Annotated in this window: 18 protein-coding genes and 1 pseudogene; 4 read left to right on the forward strand and 15 right to left on the reverse strand. The window is 52.8% G+C overall.

Annotated elements, in window-relative coordinates; translation table 11 throughout:
• Positions 1–86 precede the first annotated feature (86 nt).
• Entirely contained in the window at positions 87–1085 is a 999-nt protein-coding gene (locus AC0ZWN_RS01980; RefSeq protein ID WP_095120378.1) for a bile acid:sodium symporter family protein, read from the reverse strand.
• A gap of 84 nt (positions 1086–1169) precedes the next feature.
• Here AC0ZWN_RS01980 and AC0ZWN_RS01985 point away from each other — a divergent pair, with 84 nt between their 5' ends.
• Positions 1170–1958, forward strand: coding sequence for an AraC family transcriptional regulator (locus AC0ZWN_RS01985; protein ID WP_427119414.1), 789 nt, complete (start codon positions 1170–1172; stop codon positions 1956–1958).
• Here the strand turns inward: AC0ZWN_RS01985 and AC0ZWN_RS01990 are convergent, their stop codons facing one another.
• A complete protein-coding gene (locus tag AC0ZWN_RS01990) occupies positions 1959–2903 on the reverse strand; it encodes a Dyp-type peroxidase (RefSeq protein WP_476333865.1) in 945 nt (314 codons plus the stop codon).
• A 164-nt stretch (positions 2904–3067) separates the two neighbouring features.
• On the opposite strand from AC0ZWN_RS01990, the gene AC0ZWN_RS01995 reads away from it, so the two are divergent.
• Positions 3068–4042, forward strand: coding sequence for a TerC family protein (locus AC0ZWN_RS01995; protein ID WP_476333867.1), 975 nt, complete (start codon positions 3068–3070; stop codon positions 4040–4042).
• Positions 4043–4166: 124 nt separating this feature from the next.
• On the opposite strand, the gene AC0ZWN_RS02000 is transcribed toward AC0ZWN_RS01995, so the two are convergent.
• Both AC0ZWN_RS02000 and AC0ZWN_RS02005 read right to left on the reverse strand, forming a co-directional pair.
• A complete protein-coding gene (locus tag AC0ZWN_RS02000; RefSeq protein WP_116256650.1) occupies positions 4167–5267 on the reverse strand; it encodes a polyamine ABC transporter substrate-binding protein in 1101 nt (366 codons plus the stop codon).
• 249 nt (positions 5268–5516) lie between these two features.
• On the reverse strand, positions 5517–6923 hold the full coding sequence (locus AC0ZWN_RS02005; RefSeq protein ID WP_476333869.1) for a purine-cytosine permease family protein: 1407 nt from the start codon (positions 6921–6923) through the stop codon (positions 5517–5519).
• A gap of 324 nt (positions 6924–7247) precedes the next feature.
• On the opposite strand from AC0ZWN_RS02005, the gene AC0ZWN_RS02010 reads away from it, so the two are divergent.
• The gene (locus AC0ZWN_RS02010) at positions 7248–7733 is read left to right on the forward strand and encodes a flavin reductase family protein (protein WP_476333870.1); all 486 of its coding nucleotides are present in this window, start codon (positions 7248–7250) and stop codon (positions 7731–7733) included.
• Between the two features lie 151 nt (positions 7734–7884).
• Positions 7885–8928 carry an LLM class flavin-dependent oxidoreductase gene (locus AC0ZWN_RS02015; RefSeq protein WP_476333871.1) on the forward strand — a complete coding sequence of 348 codons (1044 nt, stop codon included), beginning with the start codon at positions 7885–7887 and terminating at the stop codon, positions 8926–8928.
• 88 nt (positions 8929–9016) lie between these two features.
• Here AC0ZWN_RS02015 and AC0ZWN_RS02020 read toward each other — a convergent pair whose 3' ends face one another.
• The 11 genes and pseudogenes from AC0ZWN_RS02020 to AC0ZWN_RS02070 all read right to left on the reverse strand — a co-directional run bounded on the left by AC0ZWN_RS02020 (position 9017) and on the right by AC0ZWN_RS02070 (position 17222).
• Positions 9017–9412: a DUF6911 family protein gene (locus AC0ZWN_RS02020; protein ID WP_476333872.1), complete on the reverse strand. Its 396-nt coding sequence runs from the start codon at positions 9410–9412 to the stop codon at positions 9017–9019.
• Between the two features lie 216 nt (positions 9413–9628).
• The gene (locus AC0ZWN_RS02025; protein ID WP_476333873.1) at positions 9629–10030 is read right to left on the reverse strand and encodes a DUF6911 family protein; all 402 of its coding nucleotides are present in this window, start codon (positions 10028–10030) and stop codon (positions 9629–9631) included.
• A gap of 423 nt (positions 10031–10453) precedes the next feature.
• Positions 10454–11062, reverse strand: coding sequence for a hypothetical protein (locus tag AC0ZWN_RS02030; protein WP_257358267.1), 609 nt, complete (start codon positions 11060–11062; stop codon positions 10454–10456).
• On the reverse strand, positions 11059–11406 hold the full coding sequence (locus AC0ZWN_RS02035) for a hypothetical protein (RefSeq protein WP_320337035.1): 348 nt from the start codon (positions 11404–11406) through the stop codon (positions 11059–11061). Before AC0ZWN_RS02035 ends, AC0ZWN_RS02030 begins: the two co-directional genes overlap by 4 nt.
• Positions 11407–11625: 219 nt before the next feature.
• Positions 11626–12123 (reverse strand): contact-dependent growth inhibition system immunity protein, encoded by a 498-nt coding sequence (locus AC0ZWN_RS02040; RefSeq protein ID WP_258709676.1) that lies wholly within the window; start codon positions 12121–12123, stop codon positions 11626–11628.
• Between the two features lie 171 nt (positions 12124–12294).
• Positions 12295–12978 carry a transposase gene (locus tag AC0ZWN_RS02045; RefSeq protein WP_476333874.1) on the reverse strand — a complete coding sequence of 228 codons (684 nt, stop codon included), beginning with the start codon at positions 12976–12978 and terminating at the stop codon, positions 12295–12297.
• A 159-nt stretch (positions 12979–13137) separates the two neighbouring features.
• Complete coding sequence (locus AC0ZWN_RS02050) at positions 13138–13593, reverse strand: Imm42 family immunity protein (protein ID WP_476333875.1); 456 nt, start codon at positions 13591–13593, stop codon at positions 13138–13140.
• 253 nt (positions 13594–13846) lie between these two features.
• Entirely contained in the window at positions 13847–14380 is a 534-nt protein-coding gene (locus AC0ZWN_RS02055; RefSeq protein WP_220558636.1) for a hypothetical protein, read from the reverse strand.
• A gap of 221 nt (positions 14381–14601) precedes the next feature.
• Positions 14602–14946, reverse strand: coding sequence for a hypothetical protein (locus AC0ZWN_RS02060; protein WP_220558635.1), 345 nt, complete (start codon positions 14944–14946; stop codon positions 14602–14604).
• 5 nt (positions 14947–14951) lie between these two features.
• A pseudogene (locus AC0ZWN_RS02065) lies at positions 14952–16865 on the reverse strand (DUF637 domain-containing protein).
• A 48-nt stretch (positions 16866–16913) separates the two neighbouring features.
• A complete protein-coding gene (locus AC0ZWN_RS02070) occupies positions 16914–17222 on the reverse strand; it encodes a hypothetical protein (RefSeq protein ID WP_476333876.1) in 309 nt (102 codons plus the stop codon).
• Positions 17223–17696: the final 474 nt, after the last annotated feature.

Below are 17696 nucleotides of genomic sequence, written 5' to 3' on the forward strand. Positions count from 1 at the left end.
GAGCTGCCGAAGGCTGCGATCTTTGTTTTTTAAAAGACAAGATCAAAAGATCGCAGCCTGCGGCAGCTCCTACACGGTGGGGTGTGTTATGGATCGACTTGTGCCATCAGCTCTGGCACCGATTCCGGGCGCTTGGCGTAGCGCTGAGCGAGCACCGCACAGACCATCAACTGGATCTGATGGAACAGCATCAACGGCAGGATCAACACGCCAATCGTGCTGCCGGCAAACAACACCTGCGCCATCGGCACGCCGGTGGCCAGGCTCTTTTTCGAACCGCAGAACAGAATGGTGATGCGGTCTTCCTGGCTGAAGCCAAACGCCTTGCCCAACAGCGTCGACGCCAACAGCACCAGCGCCAGCAGAATGCAGCAGACCACCACCAGCCCCAGCAGCTCGATGAGCGGAATCTGATGCCAGATGCCTTCGTTGACCGCCTCGCTGAATGCGCCGTAGACGACCAGCAAAATCGAACCCTGATCAACAAACTTCAGCCAGTTCTTGTTGCGTCCGACCCACGCACCGATCCAGCGACGGGCGATCTGCCCGGCAATGAATGGCAGGAGCAATTGCACGCTGATTTTCAGGATCGCATCCAGCGTCGAACCGCCATCACCGTGTACGTCGAGCAGCAGCGTCACCAACAGCGGCGTGAGGAAGATCCCGAACAGGCTCGACGCCGCCGCGCTGCAAATCGCCGCCGGAATATTCCCCCGCGCCAGCGAGGTGAAGGCGATCGCCGACTGCACCGTGGCCGGCAATGCGCACAGGTAAAGCATGCCCATGTACAGCTTGTCGCCGATCAGCGGTGACAGCAGCGGTTTCAGCGCCAGGCCCAGTAGCGGGAAAAGGACAAACGTCAGGCCAAACACCAGCAAATGCAGGCGCCAGTGGCCGGCCCCGGCAATGATCGATTCACGGGACAGTTTGGCGCCATGCAGGAAAAACAGCAGGGCGATGGCGATGTTGGTCAACCAGCCAAAGCCGACGGCGACTTGGCCGCTGGCCGGCAGGAAACTGGCCAGCAGCACGACGCCGATCAGCGTCAGGGTGAAGTTGTCGGGCAAAAAACGTGGGCGAGTCATGGTCGGTCCATCCGGGGGTTGCCAGTGCGTGCCGACGACTCTAACGTGACTGCCAATTACCGACTAACGCCGAAGGGCCACAAGATGCCGCCTAAAGGACATGACAAAAGCGTCCGTCGCAGCATTCCCGGGCTGCCCAGCCTGCCGCGCCCACTCTACGGACGCACCGAATCGCTGCCCAATCGCGCCCTGACCCGACGCCACAGCCACCCGTGGGTACAGTTGTCCTACGCGATTCAGGGCGTGCTGGAAATCCAGACCAGCGCCGGCCGCTTCGTCGCGCCGCCGGAGCGCGCCGTGTGGATCCCGGCGGGCGTGCCGCATCGGGTGTTCAGCTCGCCGCACACGGAAATGCGCAGTCTCTACATCGATTGCAGCGTCGCCGGGTGGGCGCTTGAGCGCTGCCATGTGCTGGGCGTCAGCGACCTGCTCCGGGAACTGATTCGCGCGTTCAGTGAGGTTCCGGTGGAATACGAGCAAAGCGGCCCGCACGGACGTCTGGCCCAGGTCATCCTTGATCAATTGGCCGAGGCGCCGCAGATCGATCTGATGCTGCCGTTGCCACAAGACGCCCGCTTGAAGCAGATCTACCAGAGCCTTGAGCAACACCCGGAACAGCAGACCACGCTGAGCCACTGGAGCGAGAAGTTCGGCGTCACCGAAAAGACCCTTACCCGCCTGTTTCAACGTGACACCGGCCTGACCTTCCGCGCCTGGCGCCAGCGTTTGCGCCTGCTCGGTGCACTGACACCGCTGGAAAAAGGCGAACGCGTCACCGACGTTGCGCTGGCCTGTGGTTACGACTCGACCTCGGCGTTTATCGCCGCGTTTCGCCAACAGTTTGGCGAAACGCCGGGGGAGTTTTTTCGCTGATCAGCGATCCGCCAGTGCTTCCAGCAAGTCCGCTGATGGCACGAAATACAGGCTGCCAGTGACGGCGGTACTGAAATCCAGCAACTTGTCGTAATTACCCGGTGGCTTGCCGACGAACATGTTTTCCAGCATCTGCTCGATCGGCTCGGGCGAGCGCGCGTAACCGATGAAGAACGTGCCGAACTCCCCGGCTCCCGGCCGGCCGAACGGCATGTTGTCACGGAGGATTTTCACTTCCTCGCCGTCAGCGTTGGTGATGGTGGTCAGCGCGCTGTGCGAGTTGCTCGGTTTGACCGCGTCATCCAGTTCGATGTCGGAGAGCTTGGTGCGACCGATAACGCGCTCCTGCGCTTCAACGCTCAGGCCGTTCCACGCGGTCATGTTGTGCAGGTACTTCTGCACCAGCACGTAACTGCCGCCGCTGAAATCGGGATCTTCGTCACCGACGATGGTGAAGTTGACGGCTTTGCGCCCGACCGGGTTTTCCGTGCCGTCGACAAAACCGATGATGCTGCGCATGTCGAAATAGCGAAAACCTTGCACTTCGTCGACCACCGTCACCGCATTACCGAGAACCGCCATGATTTGCGTGGCCAGTTCAAAACACAGGTCCATTTGATCGGCGCGAATGTGCAGCAGCAGATCGCCCGGGGTTGCCGGAGCGTGCCGCCCTTCCTCGCCAAACTCGCGAAAATCGTGCAGCGACGCCGGGCGCGGATTGCCAAACAGGCGATCCCAGGCGTTCGAGGAAAAGCCGCAGATGCAGGTCAGATTGCCGGTCGGTACGCGCTTGCCAACCGAACGCACCAGCCCGGCAACATCGCCGCACCAGTCTTTGACGGTTTGCGCGGCTTCAGGCCCGGCATTCAGCGTCGCGACGATGAAAATCGCACTGCTGGTGATCGGACTGCACACCGCTTGAGGTTCGAGAATGTCGGTATTCATCGCTGAAAACATTGCTCCGTAAAAAATGCCCGATCTGATAACGAGGGCAGATAGTTCGTTTTTATCGAACTGTTGCGTAGAAATAAACGATTTTTCTTTGCCGCAAACTCGTCGCTAGCATGGCCTCGTCTGACCCCAATCCAAGAATAGACAGGGAGCGTGACATGCCAGCCACCAACATCAATATCGGCGAACCGTGGATGTGGGCCGCCTTCATCGTCTTCGTGCTTGCCATGCTGGCATTGGACCTGTTTGTCTTCGGTGGGCGCAAGGCGCACCGGGTGTCGGTTCGCGAAGCCTTGTCCTGGGTCATCGCCTGGTGCCTGCTGGCACTGAGTTTCGCGGCGCTGCTCTGGTGGTATTTGCACGGTGCGTTCGGCGCCGAGATCGCCCGGCAGAAAACCCTCGAATTCCTTACCGGTTATCTGATCGAGCAATCGCTGTCGATCGACAACATGTTCGTCTTCGTGATGATCTTCAGCTACTTCGCCGTACCGCCGGAGTTACAGCGGCGGGTGCTGCTGTACGGCGTGCTCGGGGCAATAGTGATGCGCGCGGTGATGATTTTTGCCGGCGTGTGGCTGGTGTCGCAGTTCGAGTGGCTGCTGTACGCGTTCGGCGTGTTCCTGATCATCACCGGGATCAAGATGCTGGTGTTTGCCGACCACCAGCCAGACTTGGACAAGAATCCGTTGCTGCGTTGGGTGCGCGGGCATATGCGCATCACCAGCAGCTTTCATGGCGAACGCTTTTTCGTCCTGCAGAACGGCGTGCGCTGGGCCACGCCGATGTTTCTGGTACTGGTGCTGATCGAGGCCAGTGACTTGATGTTTGCGGTCGACAGCATCCCGGCAATCTTCGCCGTGACGACTGATCCGTTCATTGTCTTCACCTCGAATATCTTCGCGATCATGGGCCTGCGCGCGCTGTATTTTCTGCTGGCAGATATGGCGGACCGCTTTCACTTGCTCAAGTATGGGTTGGCGATTGTGCTGGTGTTTATCGGCGGCAAGATGGTGTTGATGCCGTGGTTGCACATGCCGGTGGAGTGGTCGCTCGCGGTAGTGGGTGGGGTCATCCTGAGTTCGGTTTTGCTGAGCCTGGTGATGACCAAAGATGCCGAACGCCGCACTGAATGACACACCACAAAACCTTGTAGGAGTGAGCCAGCTCGCGCAATCGCGATAGCGGTCTGCCAGTCAACACCGCGTTGTCCGACAGACCGCTATCGCGAGCAGGCTCACTCCTACAGGGGGAGCGGTGTTACTTGTCGGACTTGATGTTGGTCCACACCCGCGTACGCACGCGCTCGAGCTTCTGCGGCAACGGTTGCACGACGTAGAGGTTTTTCAGTGCTTCCGGGGTCGGTGTAAGGTTCGGGTTGCCGGTGATTTCCTTGTTGATCAGCGGCATCGAATCCTTGTTCGCATTCGGGTAGCCGAGGAAGTCGCTGATCGGTGCGATCACTTTCGGATCGAGCAGGTTGTTGAGGAATTCATGCGCTTCGGCGACGTTCTTCGCGCTCTTCGGAATCGCGAAGGTGTCGAACCAGATCGGCGCACCTTCCTTCGGCAAACGCCAGTCGACCACCACGCCGTTGCCGGCCTCTTTGGCGCGGTTGCCGAACTGATAGAAGCTGCCGGAGTAACCGATCGCCACGCAGATGTCGCCGTTGGCGATGTCGGTCATGTACTTGGCCGAGTTGAAGTAGGTCACGTACGGGCGAACCTTGAGCATCAGCTCCTTGGCTTTTTCATAGTCGGCGGGGTTCTGGCTGTTCGGGTCGAGGCCCAGGTAATGCAGGGCCAACGGCAGGATTTCCGTCGGCGAATCAAGCATCGCCACACCGCAGGATTTGAGTTTTTCCATGTTCTCCGGTTTGAACACCAGATCCCAGCTGTCCACCGGCGCGTTGTCGCCCAGTGCCGCTTTGACTTTGGCCGGGTTGAAGCCGATCAGCACAGTGCCGACCATGTAAGGCACGCCGTACTGGTTGCCCGGATCGTTCTTGCCCAGCAGTTTCAACAGTTCCGGATCCTGATGGCTCCAGTTCGGCAGTTTCGATTTATCCAGTTTCTGAAATACGCCAGCCTTGATCTGCGTTTCGAGGAACTGGTTCGACGGCACCACCAGGTCGTAACCGGAGTTGCCGGTCAGCAGCTTGGCTTCCAGGGATTCGTTGGTGTCGAAGGTGTCCCAAGTCACTTTGATGCCGCTTTTTGCGGCGAAATCCTTGGGCACGGACGGCAGGATGTAATCCGCCCAGTTGTACACGCGCAGTTCGCGTTGCTCAGCCTGGACAGCGCCGGCCAGCAGCGTCAGCCCACACACAGTGGCACCCAGAATGCGTTTCATCGTGACCATGGTTGTTCCCCAAAAGGCAGCGTGAGTTCGATGGTTTTTATGTTCTGTACACGGCAGCGGCTGTAAAGGTAGCCAAGGGTAAAAAGGGTCGAGCGTCTTGTTGTGGTTTTGATTCTTGCTGACAGCGTAGCTGGAGCACAGTGGGGGATGGGCCAAAAGGGGATCGATGTGGCCAATTTGATTGACCGCCGGGATGCGGAAACAACAATGCCCGGCACTTGGCCGGGCATTGTGGTGAAGCGGATCAGCTCAGTCGGTGTAACCCAATCTCGCCGCCCTGCTCTGCTGAGTCTGGCTGCGTGTTGCCAAGCAGTAATACAACGGCACGGTGACAACCAGGCCCACCAGCCAGGACAAGTCCGCACCCTCAACCAGATTGGCGTACGGTCCGACATACAGCGACGTGTTGGCGAATGGCAGTTGCACGAGGATGCCAATGAAGTAGGCAATGATCGCGTGCAGATTAAATCGCCCGTAAACCCCGCCATCAGCGCTGAAGATCGAGGTGATGTCGTAGCAGCCGCGCTTGATCAGGTAGAAGTCGATCAGGTTGATCGACGCCCACGGTACCAGCACCAGCAGCAGCGCCAGAATCAAACCGATGAACTCGGAAATGAAGTCCGCCGACGCACCCAACGCAACCACGCAGCAACCGGCCAGCACCACGCTCGACAACACCACGCGCACCTTGATGCTGGGCGTCCATTGGCTGGCAAACGTCTGAATCGAGGTAATGATCGACAGCACCGCGCCATACAGATTCAGCGCGTTATGGCTGATGATATTCAGCAGAAACAACACCATCAGAATCGGCCCGAGCCACCCGGTCGATTGCTTGACCGCGACCATCGCTTCGGTACCTTCCGGGGTCGCCAGTACGGCAACCGCACCGAAGCTGAACGACAGAATCGTCCCCAGCGTCGCGCCCAGATAAGTCGCCCAGAACGGCTTGGCAATGCCGATATCCGCAGGCAGGTAGCGCGAGTAATCGGACACGTACGGCGAGAAACTGATCTGCCAGATGATCCCCAGCGACACCGTCGCCAGCCAGCCGGACAGGTTGAAACTGCCGCGAGTGAGGAAGTCCGCCGGCAAGTCATGGGCAAAGATATAGATGAACCCGGCGAGCAACGCGCCGCCCATCACCCAGGTGCCAATGCGGTTCAGCGTGTGGATGAAGTTGTAGCCGATCACGCCAATCGCCGTGGCCGCCAGTGCACCGATCAGAATGCTCAGCGGCGCCGGCACCGATGGCGCGATGCCGACGATGGATTTACCCGCCAGGACGATGTTGGAAATAAAGAAACCGATGTAGATCAGCGCGGCAAAGAACACGATCAGCAGCGCGCCGTAACGGCCGAACTGGCCGCGACTCTGAACCATTTGCGGAATGCCCATGCGCGGGCCTTGCGCCGAGGCCAGCGCGATCACCACGCCGCCGATCAGGTGCCCCAGCGCAATCGCCAGCAGCCCCCAGAGCAAATCGAGATGGAACACCTGAACCACCATGGCGCCGGTGACGATGGGCAGTGGCGCAATGTTGGTGCTGAACCAAAGGGTGAACAGGTCGCGGGCCTTCCCGTGGCGTTCCGCGAGTGGGACGTAGTCGACCGTATGGTTCTCGATCAACGGATCTTGCCGGGACATCTGGGACATATGCATGAACTCGAGTTTGTCTGTTCTTATCGTTGTATGAAGCCAAACCGGGGGGACTCTCTGGCCGCCCCTCAGATGCAGACCATATTATGGTATTCCAAACAATTCACAAGACTGATCCGTAGTTTACGACGCCAGCTGATACGCCATCCTCGCTGAAACCGTGGCCTGCAGACCAGCCGAAAGCCCCGTAAATGCTGAGTTTCCGACGAACGCGGCACGTTTATCGGTTCAGCTTAAAAGCCCTTGCAAAGATCGAATACTGGTATACCATCAGACCAACAAACACATAAAAACAGCAACACATCACCCGAGGACCGACCAATGATCGATGCCGCCATCTACAAACAAGTCATGGGCTCGTTCCCGTCCGGCGTAACCGTTATCACCACGCTGGACGATGACGGTCAGATCGTCGGCCTGACGGCCAGTGCATTCAGCTCGCTGTCGATGGATCCGGCGCTGGTGCTGTTCTGCCCCAACTACAGTTCTGATTCCTACCCGGTGCTGATCAAAAACAAACGCTTTGCCATCCACGTTCTGTCCGGCGGCCAGCAAAGCGAAGCCTACGCCTTCGCCCGCAAAGGCAAGGACAAGGCGCAAGGCATCGAATGGAACTTGAGCGAACTGGGTAACCCGATCCTCGCCAACGCTACAGCTATCATCGAGTGTGAACTGTGGCGCGAATACGAAGGCGGCGACCACGCCATCATGGTCGGCGCGGTGAAGAACCTGATCGTCCCCGAGCAAATCGCCGGGCCGCTGGTGTATTGCCACGGCAAGATGGGCGCCCTGCCCGTCCTGGCCTGATCGTCAGCCCCGCACAATTCAACTGTAGGAGTGAGCCTGCTCGCGATAGCGATTTATCCGATGTCGATGTCTTTTCTGACACACCGCCATCGCGAGCAGGCTCATCCTACAAGTTTTGTAGCCTCAACAATAAAAGACCCGAGGAAGCGTCATGAAATTTTCCCTGTTCATCCACATGGAACGCTGGGACGAAAGCGTCAGCCACCGCCAACTGTTCGAAGACCTCACCGAACTGACCCTGATGGCCGAGGCCGGCGGTTTCAGCACCGTGTGGATTGGCGAACACCACGCCATGGAATACACCATCTCGCCAAGCCCGATGCCATTGCTCGCCTACCTCGCCGCCAAAACCACCACCATCCACCTCGGCGCCGGCACCATCATCGCGCCGTTCTGGCACCCGTTGCGCGTTGCCGGTGAATGCGCGTTGCTCGACGTCATCAGCAACGGTCGCATGGAAGTCGGCCTGGCCCGTGGCGCCTATCAGGTTGAATTCGATCGCATGGCCGGCGGCATGCCTGCCTCCAGCGGTGGCCAGGCATTGCGCGAAATGGTCCCGGTGGTCCGCGCCCTGTGGCAAGGCGACTACGCTCACGACGGCGATATCTGGAAATTCCCCACCTCCACCAGCGTGCCAAAACCAATTCAAAAGCCCAACCCGCCAATGTGGATCGCCGCCCGCGACCCGGACTCGCACAACTTCGCCGTGGCCAACGGCTGCAACGTGATGGTCACGCCGCTGATGAAAGGCGACGAAGAAGTCCTAGACCTGAAGAACAAATTCCAGACTGCGCTGGACAACAACCCCGACGTGCCACGCCCGCAATTGATGGTGCTGCGCCATACCCACGTGCACACCGCTGATGACCCGGACGGTTGGAAAGTCGGCGCGAAAGCTATTTCACGCTTCTACCGCACTTTCGATGCGTGGTTTGGTAACAAGGAGACGCCGGTCAACGGTTTCCTCGCGCCGAGCCCGGAAGAGAAGTTTGCCGGGCGTCCGGAGTTTGAGCTGGAGAGTTTGCACAAGACGGCGATGATTGGTACGCCGGAAGAGATCATTCCGCGGATCAAGTACTACCAGGAACTCGGGGTGGATGAGTTCAGTTTCTGGTGTGACAACAGCTTGCCGCATGACGAGAAGAAGAAATCGTTGGAGCTGTTTATCAAGCATGTGGTGCCGGATTTTCGGTGAGCATCCGGAATTTAGTGTTCGATAAATGAAAAACGCCCCGGGTGATTGGGGCGTTTTTTGTTTTAGCCGGAGTCGCTCGAATTAAACGTCAGTTCATGAGCGCTGGCGACACTCCGCCACTGTCGAAGAGCTGCTTGAATATCTCCACGACAATCTCAAAATTTGAGCAGATGGCTGAACCAGCAACGGCGTCGCCTTGGATATGCATGATTCCGCCACGATTTTTATCGCCGCAAAATACTTTGACATCGTAGTCATCGCCATCATCAACGCCGAGCGTCAGTGCGTACTTGCCTGTCTCTGCAACAACCTGCAATGTCAAGAGTTCGAAGCCTGCTAATTCTTCAATATCCAGGGTTACACTCCCCAAATTTCGGCAGGACTCTTCAAGGTGCGCAACGATATCGTTCCAAGATGGATCTCTTTGCGTGCCACCGTCACAGGTTCTGCCAAAACCGACCGTCCAAGAGAGAGAGCGCTTCATATTATTTCACCTCTTTTACTGATTTCATTCCAGGGCGCCAATAGAGCATTTTACCTGTCACAAGCTCTTTGATGGCAGGCAAACGGCAGGCAAACGGGGACAGACCACGTTTTTGGAGTGCGTTCTAAACGTGGTCTGTCCCCATTTATCCCCTTGGACGCCTTAGCAGGTTTAGCAAATGCCTGGGCAGGGATCTTCTGTACTTTTGCCGCCACTCTAAACGCTTAACACTAATGAACTTACATCGCCAGAACATAAAAATCCTTGGAAACAAGAGACTACGACCCCTATATCTCTTGTAATTAAACTTGCCTGATACCAATCACCCAGAATGTCAACCAGCTTTGTTCCAGCTAACGTATTATTAAGGGTGCGCACAACGTGCCCGCCATCATCCAGGTATTGATTCAACATCAGAAGATAATTTCCAGAATCAGCATAAAGCTTAATTTCGTAAGGCCCTGTTTCAGGTGCAGGCGTCATAGACAATGAAGTTACGCCATCGAAATTACTATACTCAAATATAATGGATTTAATATCATCCATAGTCGGCTGATGAACAAGAGGGATTTGCAATCTACCGTACTCAGGACTAAGCGTATACCCTCCGATTACCATCTAATTCCTCTCCTTAAGGGTAAAAAGGGGACAGACCACGTTTTCAGAGCGTTTTCTAAACGTGGTCTGTCCCCATTTTTCTTCCAAACGATCAAACCTCTCCAAAAAAATATCTGCCAAAGCGTATTTATCCAAATCATGAGCGACCTGAAGCATCATGCTCAATACGGCGCTTGGTGAATTCCCGCTCAGTATTTGCGCTAACAAATATCTATTTTCCGAAAGCGACATAGATAACTTCGTCTTTTTTTAAGCTTTCTCGATCATCGAATAAAAAGGGAATAAAAATTGGACATATTTATTTAATCGTAGAAAAAAAGCCCTCATAGATTTAAATAAATCTACCACCTTTTCTCTGCTGCCCCGCCCATTAACCCCCTTGTTCTGTCGGCTAATTGGGTGTTCGATTTTCAAAATTAGCTTCTAATAAAAACCCTGAACAAACCTGAACTTCCAATAGTCACCACACCTAACCCAATATCGCTCTACATCTGGTATCAAGAAATTGAAATCTGAGCACTTGGAAAACCAATCAGGATATGCAAGATCTTCATGGGATCGGCCAAAGTCCATGTGCAGGTATATTTTTCTATCAAAATTCACATAAAACATCGGTAATCGAGATGCCAATCGCCCAGCAAAACTGAACTCATCTACATTCAGCTCTACTCCTGACAAATAATAATTCTCAATTCTACTCAACAGTTTTCCAGCATTACAATCACCATCCATGTCAAAGACCCCTTCAAAATCCTCTCTAACAAGTACCCCCTCACCTACGCAACTTAAATATTGAAGAAAATTTTCCGACTTCAGCTTTAAAAGCCCGCCTCTAAATTCCTTGCACGCTTGCGCATATTGGTCCTGTGTTATATGACCTTTATTCAAGTATCCAAGATAGTCCTTCTCCGCATCTAGAGAAAAATTATATTTATGGTCCAAAACCCAATAGCACTTTGCTTTATGGACAAAAAAGCAAATACTTTTTTCCCCGCCCCACAAGTCTTCAAATATTGCTTTGTTAAAAATCAATGCCCAAACTCCTTTAAAAAGGCCTCTTGAGAGTAGACACGTGCATTGCTCGAGTTTTTTTCAAGCAGTGACTCCCATATTTGGGGGAGTTCCAGAGCAGTACCTGGCTTACTTGGATCTACAATTTTTGGCGCTGTCGGATCTCGTGGTGTAAAACGGGGACAGACCACGTTTTCAAAGTGCTTTTCAAACGTGGTCTGTCCCCATTTATTCTCCGGAGTACTTTTTAAACGTGGTCTGTCCCCATTTTTCTTCGGGTAAAACGGGGGTAAAACGGGGACATACCACGTTTTCGGAATGTTTTCTAATGCGGTCTGTCCCCATTTATCTTGAAGACTAATCACTGTTGACCCTCGTCTCTTTCCCATTGGAGCCATAGCCTGGACCATATTTATGGGGGGTAAAAAGGGTACAGACCACGTTTTCAGAGGGGTGAACTGGGGACAGACCACATTTTCGGAATACTATCTAAACGTGGTCTGTCCCCATTCACATGTCCCCATTTACACCCTTTAAGATTTTCAACTCAATCGTGAACAGAGCCTGTCGAACTGAATCCAAGTTTATGAACAACGACTAAATGCCAAACGAAGTGCCGCGCCAACCTCGTTACAGGCACTAGTAGCGGAAATAACGACATAGTCTTTGTCAGTTATCCCCTTGCCACTCCAGGCCTCCAGTTTCTCATGATGACTGGGACGAATTGTTACAAGTCCATTAACGGCGTCCAGTGAGCAGATTTTCATATCCTTAAACAGTGCACGTTTGGTTTTGTAGCCAAATTCCTTCATTAGATTAGCTATCCACTCATTATATTGAGTGACCACGCGACCTCTAAAATCAAAAAACTCTGGATTTTCCTTCGGGTCAATCATTCGGCTAACGGCCAAGGCCGCCAAAACACATTCTCCCAGCTCGCTATCTTCACAGGTGTGCAACAGCAAAGACCTCTTCCCCTCAGGATCCGGCAGACAATTAAAATAGCCGGAGTAGGTCTCAATGAAAATAAAATCCTTATTAAACTTAACGTAAGCCCAAGCTTTATTATTCAACTGACTCATTTGCCTCACCGAACCTATACTTACTTTTACGCCATGAAATCAACCATACTTTATCGCGTGATTTTTTTGAAGCCATTGCACCGAATTCTTACCTGCAGGAACAGCGACAGAAAGAAAAGGGGACAAAGAAAAGGACAAGAAAAGGGGACAGACCACGTTTTCACTAGATGGTCAATTTTTTGGCCGCCCCGGGCTCCCTCGCTGCACGCGACGACCGATCATTGCCTCGACATCAACAGCAAACTTTGAACCGCCAAAAACATTATTTCCATTGGTCGCGTCACGAATCTGGTCAACCAATTCTGATTCTAAGTCATTTTTGAACAGTTCGCGGTAAGCATCTGCCGGCTGCCCGCCCTGCCCTCCAAGCGCCAAATACTGAGCATGAGGAGTAACAGTGTGTGATCGCTCTGATTGTGCGTTAACACGGTAACTTGACCAGCGATATTCTGCCGGATGATTTACCATTTTCGCTCTGACGGGATTCATTTCGATGTATCGATAACAACACAACAAATATCGTTCACTCTCAACAAGGCATGAACGAAACCGGCCTTCCCACAAACTTCCGCTGCGACTATACGTACGATTTATATATTGGACGTATCGCTGCCCGACACCTTTCATCAGCAGGCTTGCGCTGTTGGCATTATGAGGACTGACTAACAAGTGAACATGATTGGTCATTAGGCACCACGCATGAATATCACATTCATTTTTAGAGGCCTGTTCGTCTAAAAGCTCCAGATAAAAAAGATAGTCTTCGTCGGTAAAAAAACACACAGACCTATTGTTCCCTCGCTGAATCAAGTGCAACGGAACGCCTGGTATCAAAACTCGTGGTCTACGCGGCATCGATGAATCCTTTCAATTGGTCGAACTGAAAGCTTAGCGGGCCGCAAGGCACAAATGACGGCAAATTTTTACGTATTGTTGCAGCCAACTACATTAAAGTGGTCTGACCCCATTTATCTGACCCCATTTATCTTGTGACCAGCCATGCCGCTGCCAACTCTACAACTTTTCAATACCTTCAATTACGCCACCCACTGCCCCCCGAGGCAGCAACGCCTCATGGACAATGTTGCCAAAGTCCTTACTCCAGACCAGCCTGTCCGCATGCTCTGTTTTTTGAAAATAAATAAACAGACCGGCGTCCCCCAAGAAGGTGCACGTCATATCTTGCACGCCGTCTAGAATGGCGGACTCCCCTTTGAAAAAATAACGATGCGCGGAAGCGAATAATTCTTTTGCAGAAATCGCTGAATCGCCCTCCTCTATATTTTCAAATTCCATTTTTGCGTAGAAGTTCACGGCAGTTTTAAGCTCGGCGACATCCACGACATCAAGGAGCCTTTCCCCACCAACAAACAACGAAAACAAGCCGTTTACCCAGAAACAACTTGAATCAGTCCAATCTCTCACTACATCAAACTGAATTGAGAATATAAACGGATCGCCGTAAATCATTTCAATCTTACTCCTAGCGCCTTTTGCACTGCCGCCGGTATATAACTAGCCAACATGGGTTGCCGGCGTCACCAGCACTACCATTCCAGGGAATAAAAAGGGGACAGATCACGTTTTCGGAGGGGTAAAAAGGGGACAGACCACCTTTTCGGAATGTTTTCTAAACGTGGTCTGTCCCCATTTATCCCGCTCTTTTTGAGCTCAATTGGGCAGCTGTTAAGTAAACACCGTTCAGATCCGACTTTTTTATACACTAATAGCGAATCCATTTCCCTGTAGGTATCAATTCCGGGCTATTAGGATCAACCAAATAGAGCCATTCCGGATCATGCCCTAATGTACCTACCAAAACACCTAACGCATCTGGGTTCGCTGGTGTATCCGCGTAGTGCACTATTCCAATATAGCTTCCTATACCGTAGGAACTTTGCAATTGAAAACGCAAAGAGCCATCAGCATTGTAAATCGCCGCATTATTAGGACAGTCAAAAAACCAAGGAAATCCAGGCGTACTAAATTTTGAAGGTTTCTCATTAAAAACCACCAAAACCCCTCTTCTGTCTTCAAGGATATAGGGCGTCTCACCGATTTGAAGGCGTATTTCAACGCCATTTTCAAGAACCAGATATTGTTCTAAATGTACGACTGGGTGCTCTTGCGCATATAGCATATTTTTTTTTGTGTCTTCGAAGCTGGTAGAGGTTCCGTTCCAGCTGACAAACGACTCGAAGAGCGCTCCATCATCGCACTCCCACCTCGTTCTAATTTCGCTGATCAACTGATTCACTGCAATGTCCTCACCGACTTCATATTAACTTCATAAAGCTCTGGATTAGTTCGGGGCGCTTTATCCATGAAATTCACTTGATGGCCGCCACCAGGCAAGCGACTGTTATTTTTCGGAAAAAACGGGGAAAAAATGAAAGAAAAGGGGACAGACCACATTTTCAGAGCGCTTTCTAAACGTGGTCTGTCCCCATTTATCATTCCTTTTGCACCAAAGCCTGCTTACTCTTCATAGCGAGAGTCTTCTCGCATAAGCCGTAAAACCTCAGACCAGTTCCACAACACCCCTGGAATGTGACTCTCTGGAACTAACTTCCCTCGCTCACTCTCAGGAAAACCATCCATTGCTGTTTTGCAATGGCGATAGAACAGATTGAAACACTCACCTGAGACCTTATCTAAAATAATAAAGCTCTGTGCCTGCCCATCTAGCGCTTCGTATATTGCTCTCATACAGCTTTCTTGGTTTTTAGTGAAAAAATTTCTTGTGCCTTCAACAATACAATCAAAAACACCACCTGACGTTCCCCAACCCGACTTGTCATTTATCGATATATACATACCCATAATTTTCACCGCAGAATTAATATTTTATCTTGCTGTTCCGGGGTTAGCAATTTTATCCAGCCGTTAACCATACCCTGATTTCCGGGTGTAAGATTCCTATAATCAATTGGAACGATATCCGCCTTATCCAAATGGTCTATAAGTTGCCTTTGATTTTGCGATGCATTGTTTGAAAAAAACTTATTAATTTGAGCTAATCTACTTGAATCCGTTCACATAAAATCAACCGTTTTCCCAGAATATGAACCATCGACAAATACAAAGTCTGGATTTTTAGATCCAAGCGTCGGCTCTACCCGTTTCAACGTACTACCAAACGTATTCTCTAATTGAACAGCTGCTTGTCCCTCATGCAACGCTAACTTCCCCTTATCAGGATCAAAGCCCAACTCTTGAATTCTTCCTCGATTACGCGAGGTGATCGGATTGATGGCATTCAGACCTGTATCTGTATCTTTATATACAGGTGATAACGACGTACCGACTCCTTTTGCACCGCTCGCGCCTTTTGCAGCAGCTATCCGTCGCTCAGCCTCCGCCAACTCAGCAAGATTACCGCCCACCTTCGGCTTCAGTCCATTGCCAGTGTCGAAATAGAGCTGTCCATCTGGTGCAAGAACCTCAGCATTGCCCGTTCTGGTATTCAATACACGTCGGTATCCATCTGGCAGGCCGTCAGTTTTATTGAAGGAGGCGCCTGCTGAGCTGTCTTCGCGGTACCAAGCGGGAAGGACCGGCTTATCAGTATTCGACGCTCCAATGACGCCGTCGGCTACTACCCCCTCCTTCTTCACACCAGATACCAAAATCGAAGACCCGGTTCCCTCCAAGTACTTCCCTGCACCTTTCAGTAGCACCATCTCCACTGCAGCTTTCGCAGCTTCCGTACCGTAATCACGAAGCGGGTTCACATCGCCCGGATAGGTTTCACTGCTGAAGGACGCGAGCACCCTGTCGCCCTGGGTGTATTCATATGGTGCAAACAGTTTTCCAGTAGCTTCCCAGCTCTCCAGAAAGGAGGCTGCACCCGCTGCCGCGGACATACCAGGCAGGGCGCAACCAACAAGAGTCACGCAGGCCGGGCTTGTGATTATCGCGCCGCTGTAACCTGCAACAGCGCCCGCGGCTCCTAATATCGCTCGGCCGGCGTTGCCTGTGCGTTGAGCACTTTCTTTATTGCGCAGCAGGCCGTCGTTGACCTGATCCCATTTCGAATACTCGTCAAAAGCTCCGGTAGCGAACAGCGCGCTTTGAGCATCCTTGAAGCCACTGCCATCGGCTTCCAGCTTTGTGAGCGCATCATAATTTTTTTGGTCATCAGGGTGAACCGAGGCACTGCAATGAACTATCGCGCAAGCTGCCGCCTTGAGTTGGTACGCTTTTTCGGGATTCTCTTCTTGCAGCTTTTCCAACGCCAAGACTTCTTTTTGATGAAGCTGGCGGTTGTACTCGTCAGCCATCAAAGCAACCCACGATGCCTTGTTGATGTCTGCGCCGGCCAAACCAGCGGCGGTCAAACCAACTATCTGGGAGAACGCCTGGCGTAAATTCGGCTGATCGTTAAATGTCGAGTTAAGCGCGCCTGCCATGGCTTGGCTTGCGCCGGCGGCAATTGCTCCGCTTTTGAAGTCACCACCGGTAATGCTGGAGACGGCGCCCCCCATCAACGCGTGCAGAGCGGTGCGAGCGGCACCACCTTCGGCCCATATGGACATGCCGACCGAGTCACCGGCATTTTTCGCTATTTGCCAGTTTTTCTGAGCGTAACCGCCTACAAAGTTGAACGCGGTAGCGGCAACGACATTTCCTGCCTGAAAGATCAGGCCCTCTTTCAGATTCTGGCTATAGCTACCACCGCCTATGACCGTTTTAATGCCGGCCGAAGCGAACCCCTGAGCGCTGGAGTAAAACGGGGACAGACCACATTTTCAGAGCGCTTTCTAAACGTGGTCTGTCCCCATTTATCTCTACCAGACAACATCTCCCACCTTGAGCGACTCAATAACGCGGTCGTCTTGCGGTGTAGAAACTTTCGTACCCGCAGCAAAGCAGCAAGGCCCCTTCGTTACTTGGGTTCCCGCGGTGCCTTTTGCACTAACCCACTTCTCACCAGCCCATTCAACGGCTCTGCCCCCAATATAGGCGGTGATAAGCCCGGTGGCCGCATCGAAAGCCATACCGCCCAACTCTTGGGCGGACGCGGTCGCTACTTTATCAAACTGTTTTTCCAGCGTATGCGACGGGATCGGACTGGTAATCCAGTCTTTGAACCCCACCGCTAACCCACCTATGCCCCCAGCGATTGCACCAATCGTGTCTAAAGGTGATGACACTGCCTTCCAGATCGATTCCGCTGCCCTAACGGCCTCACCTGGCAGAGCAACAGCGTTGTTACCAACGCCAATCCCCGCTTCTCTGGCCAGAAATCCAGGGTCCATCGACGGAGGGTAAACAGTCGTAAGCTCTTTTGGGTCAATTCCTGCAAGATAACTGGCTTTGGCTGCATTGTATTGTTCGCGTAAAAAGGGGACATAAAAAGGGGACAGACCACGTTTTCAGAGCGCTTTCTAAACGTGGTCTGTCCCCATTTATCATTTCCCCATTTATCATTACGGGACTTCAGGCTCGAAAAAGTAACCTTGAGCGACGCTATCAAAGCAACAGTCTCAGAGAAAGACGCGTGCTCTCATTGTGGCGACTGGGCCTGGAGTATTGGCGTAGATGCATAGAGTTCGGAAGCAGCGGAGACT

The organism is Pseudomonas sp. 3B-A001-10F (assembly GCF_056313565.1).

Bases quoted from the DNA above. Each gene is read 5' to 3' on its own strand.
- AC0ZWN_RS02060 (WP_220558635.1), bottom strand. From the start codon at position 14,946: ATGGGTATGTATATATCGATAAATGACAAGTCGGGTTGGGGAACGTCA.
- AC0ZWN_RS01990 (WP_476333865.1), bottom strand. From the start codon at position 2,903: ATGAATACCGACATTCTCGAACCTCAAGCGGTGTGCAGTCCGATCACC.
- AC0ZWN_RS02010 (WP_476333870.1), top strand. From the start codon at position 7,248: ATGATCGATGCCGCCATCTACAAACAAGTCATGGGCTCGTTCCCGTCC.
- AC0ZWN_RS02000 (WP_116256650.1), bottom strand. From the start codon at position 5,267: ATGGTCACGATGAAACGCATTCTGGGTGCCACTGTGTGTGGGCTGACG.
- AC0ZWN_RS02015 (WP_476333871.1), top strand. From the start codon at position 7,885: ATGAAATTTTCCCTGTTCATCCACATGGAACGCTGGGACGAAAGCGTC.
- AC0ZWN_RS02025 (WP_476333873.1), bottom strand. From the start codon at position 10,030: ATGGTAATCGGAGGGTATACGCTTAGTCCTGAGTACGGTAGATTGCAA.
- AC0ZWN_RS02020 (WP_476333872.1), bottom strand. From the start codon at position 9,412: ATGAAGCGCTCTCTCTCTTGGACGGTCGGTTTTGGCAGAACCTGTGAC.
- AC0ZWN_RS02045 (WP_476333874.1), bottom strand. From the start codon at position 12,978: ATGCCGCGTAGACCACGAGTTTTGATACCAGGCGTTCCGTTGCACTTG.
- AC0ZWN_RS01995 (WP_476333867.1), top strand. From the start codon at position 3,068: ATGCCAGCCACCAACATCAATATCGGCGAACCGTGGATGTGGGCCGCC.
- AC0ZWN_RS01980 (WP_095120378.1), bottom strand. From the start codon at position 1,085: ATGACTCGCCCACGTTTTTTGCCCGACAACTTCACCCTGACGCTGATC.
- AC0ZWN_RS01985 (WP_427119414.1), top strand. From the start codon at position 1,170: ATGCCGCCTAAAGGACATGACAAAAGCGTCCGTCGCAGCATTCCCGGG.
- AC0ZWN_RS02040 (WP_258709676.1), bottom strand. From the start codon at position 12,123: ATGAGTCAGTTGAATAATAAAGCTTGGGCTTACGTTAAGTTTAATAAG.
- AC0ZWN_RS02050 (WP_476333875.1), bottom strand. From the start codon at position 13,593: ATGATTTACGGCGATCCGTTTATATTCTCAATTCAGTTTGATGTAGTG.
- AC0ZWN_RS02005 (WP_476333869.1), bottom strand. From the start codon at position 6,923: ATGTCCCAGATGTCCCGGCAAGATCCGTTGATCGAGAACCATACGGTC.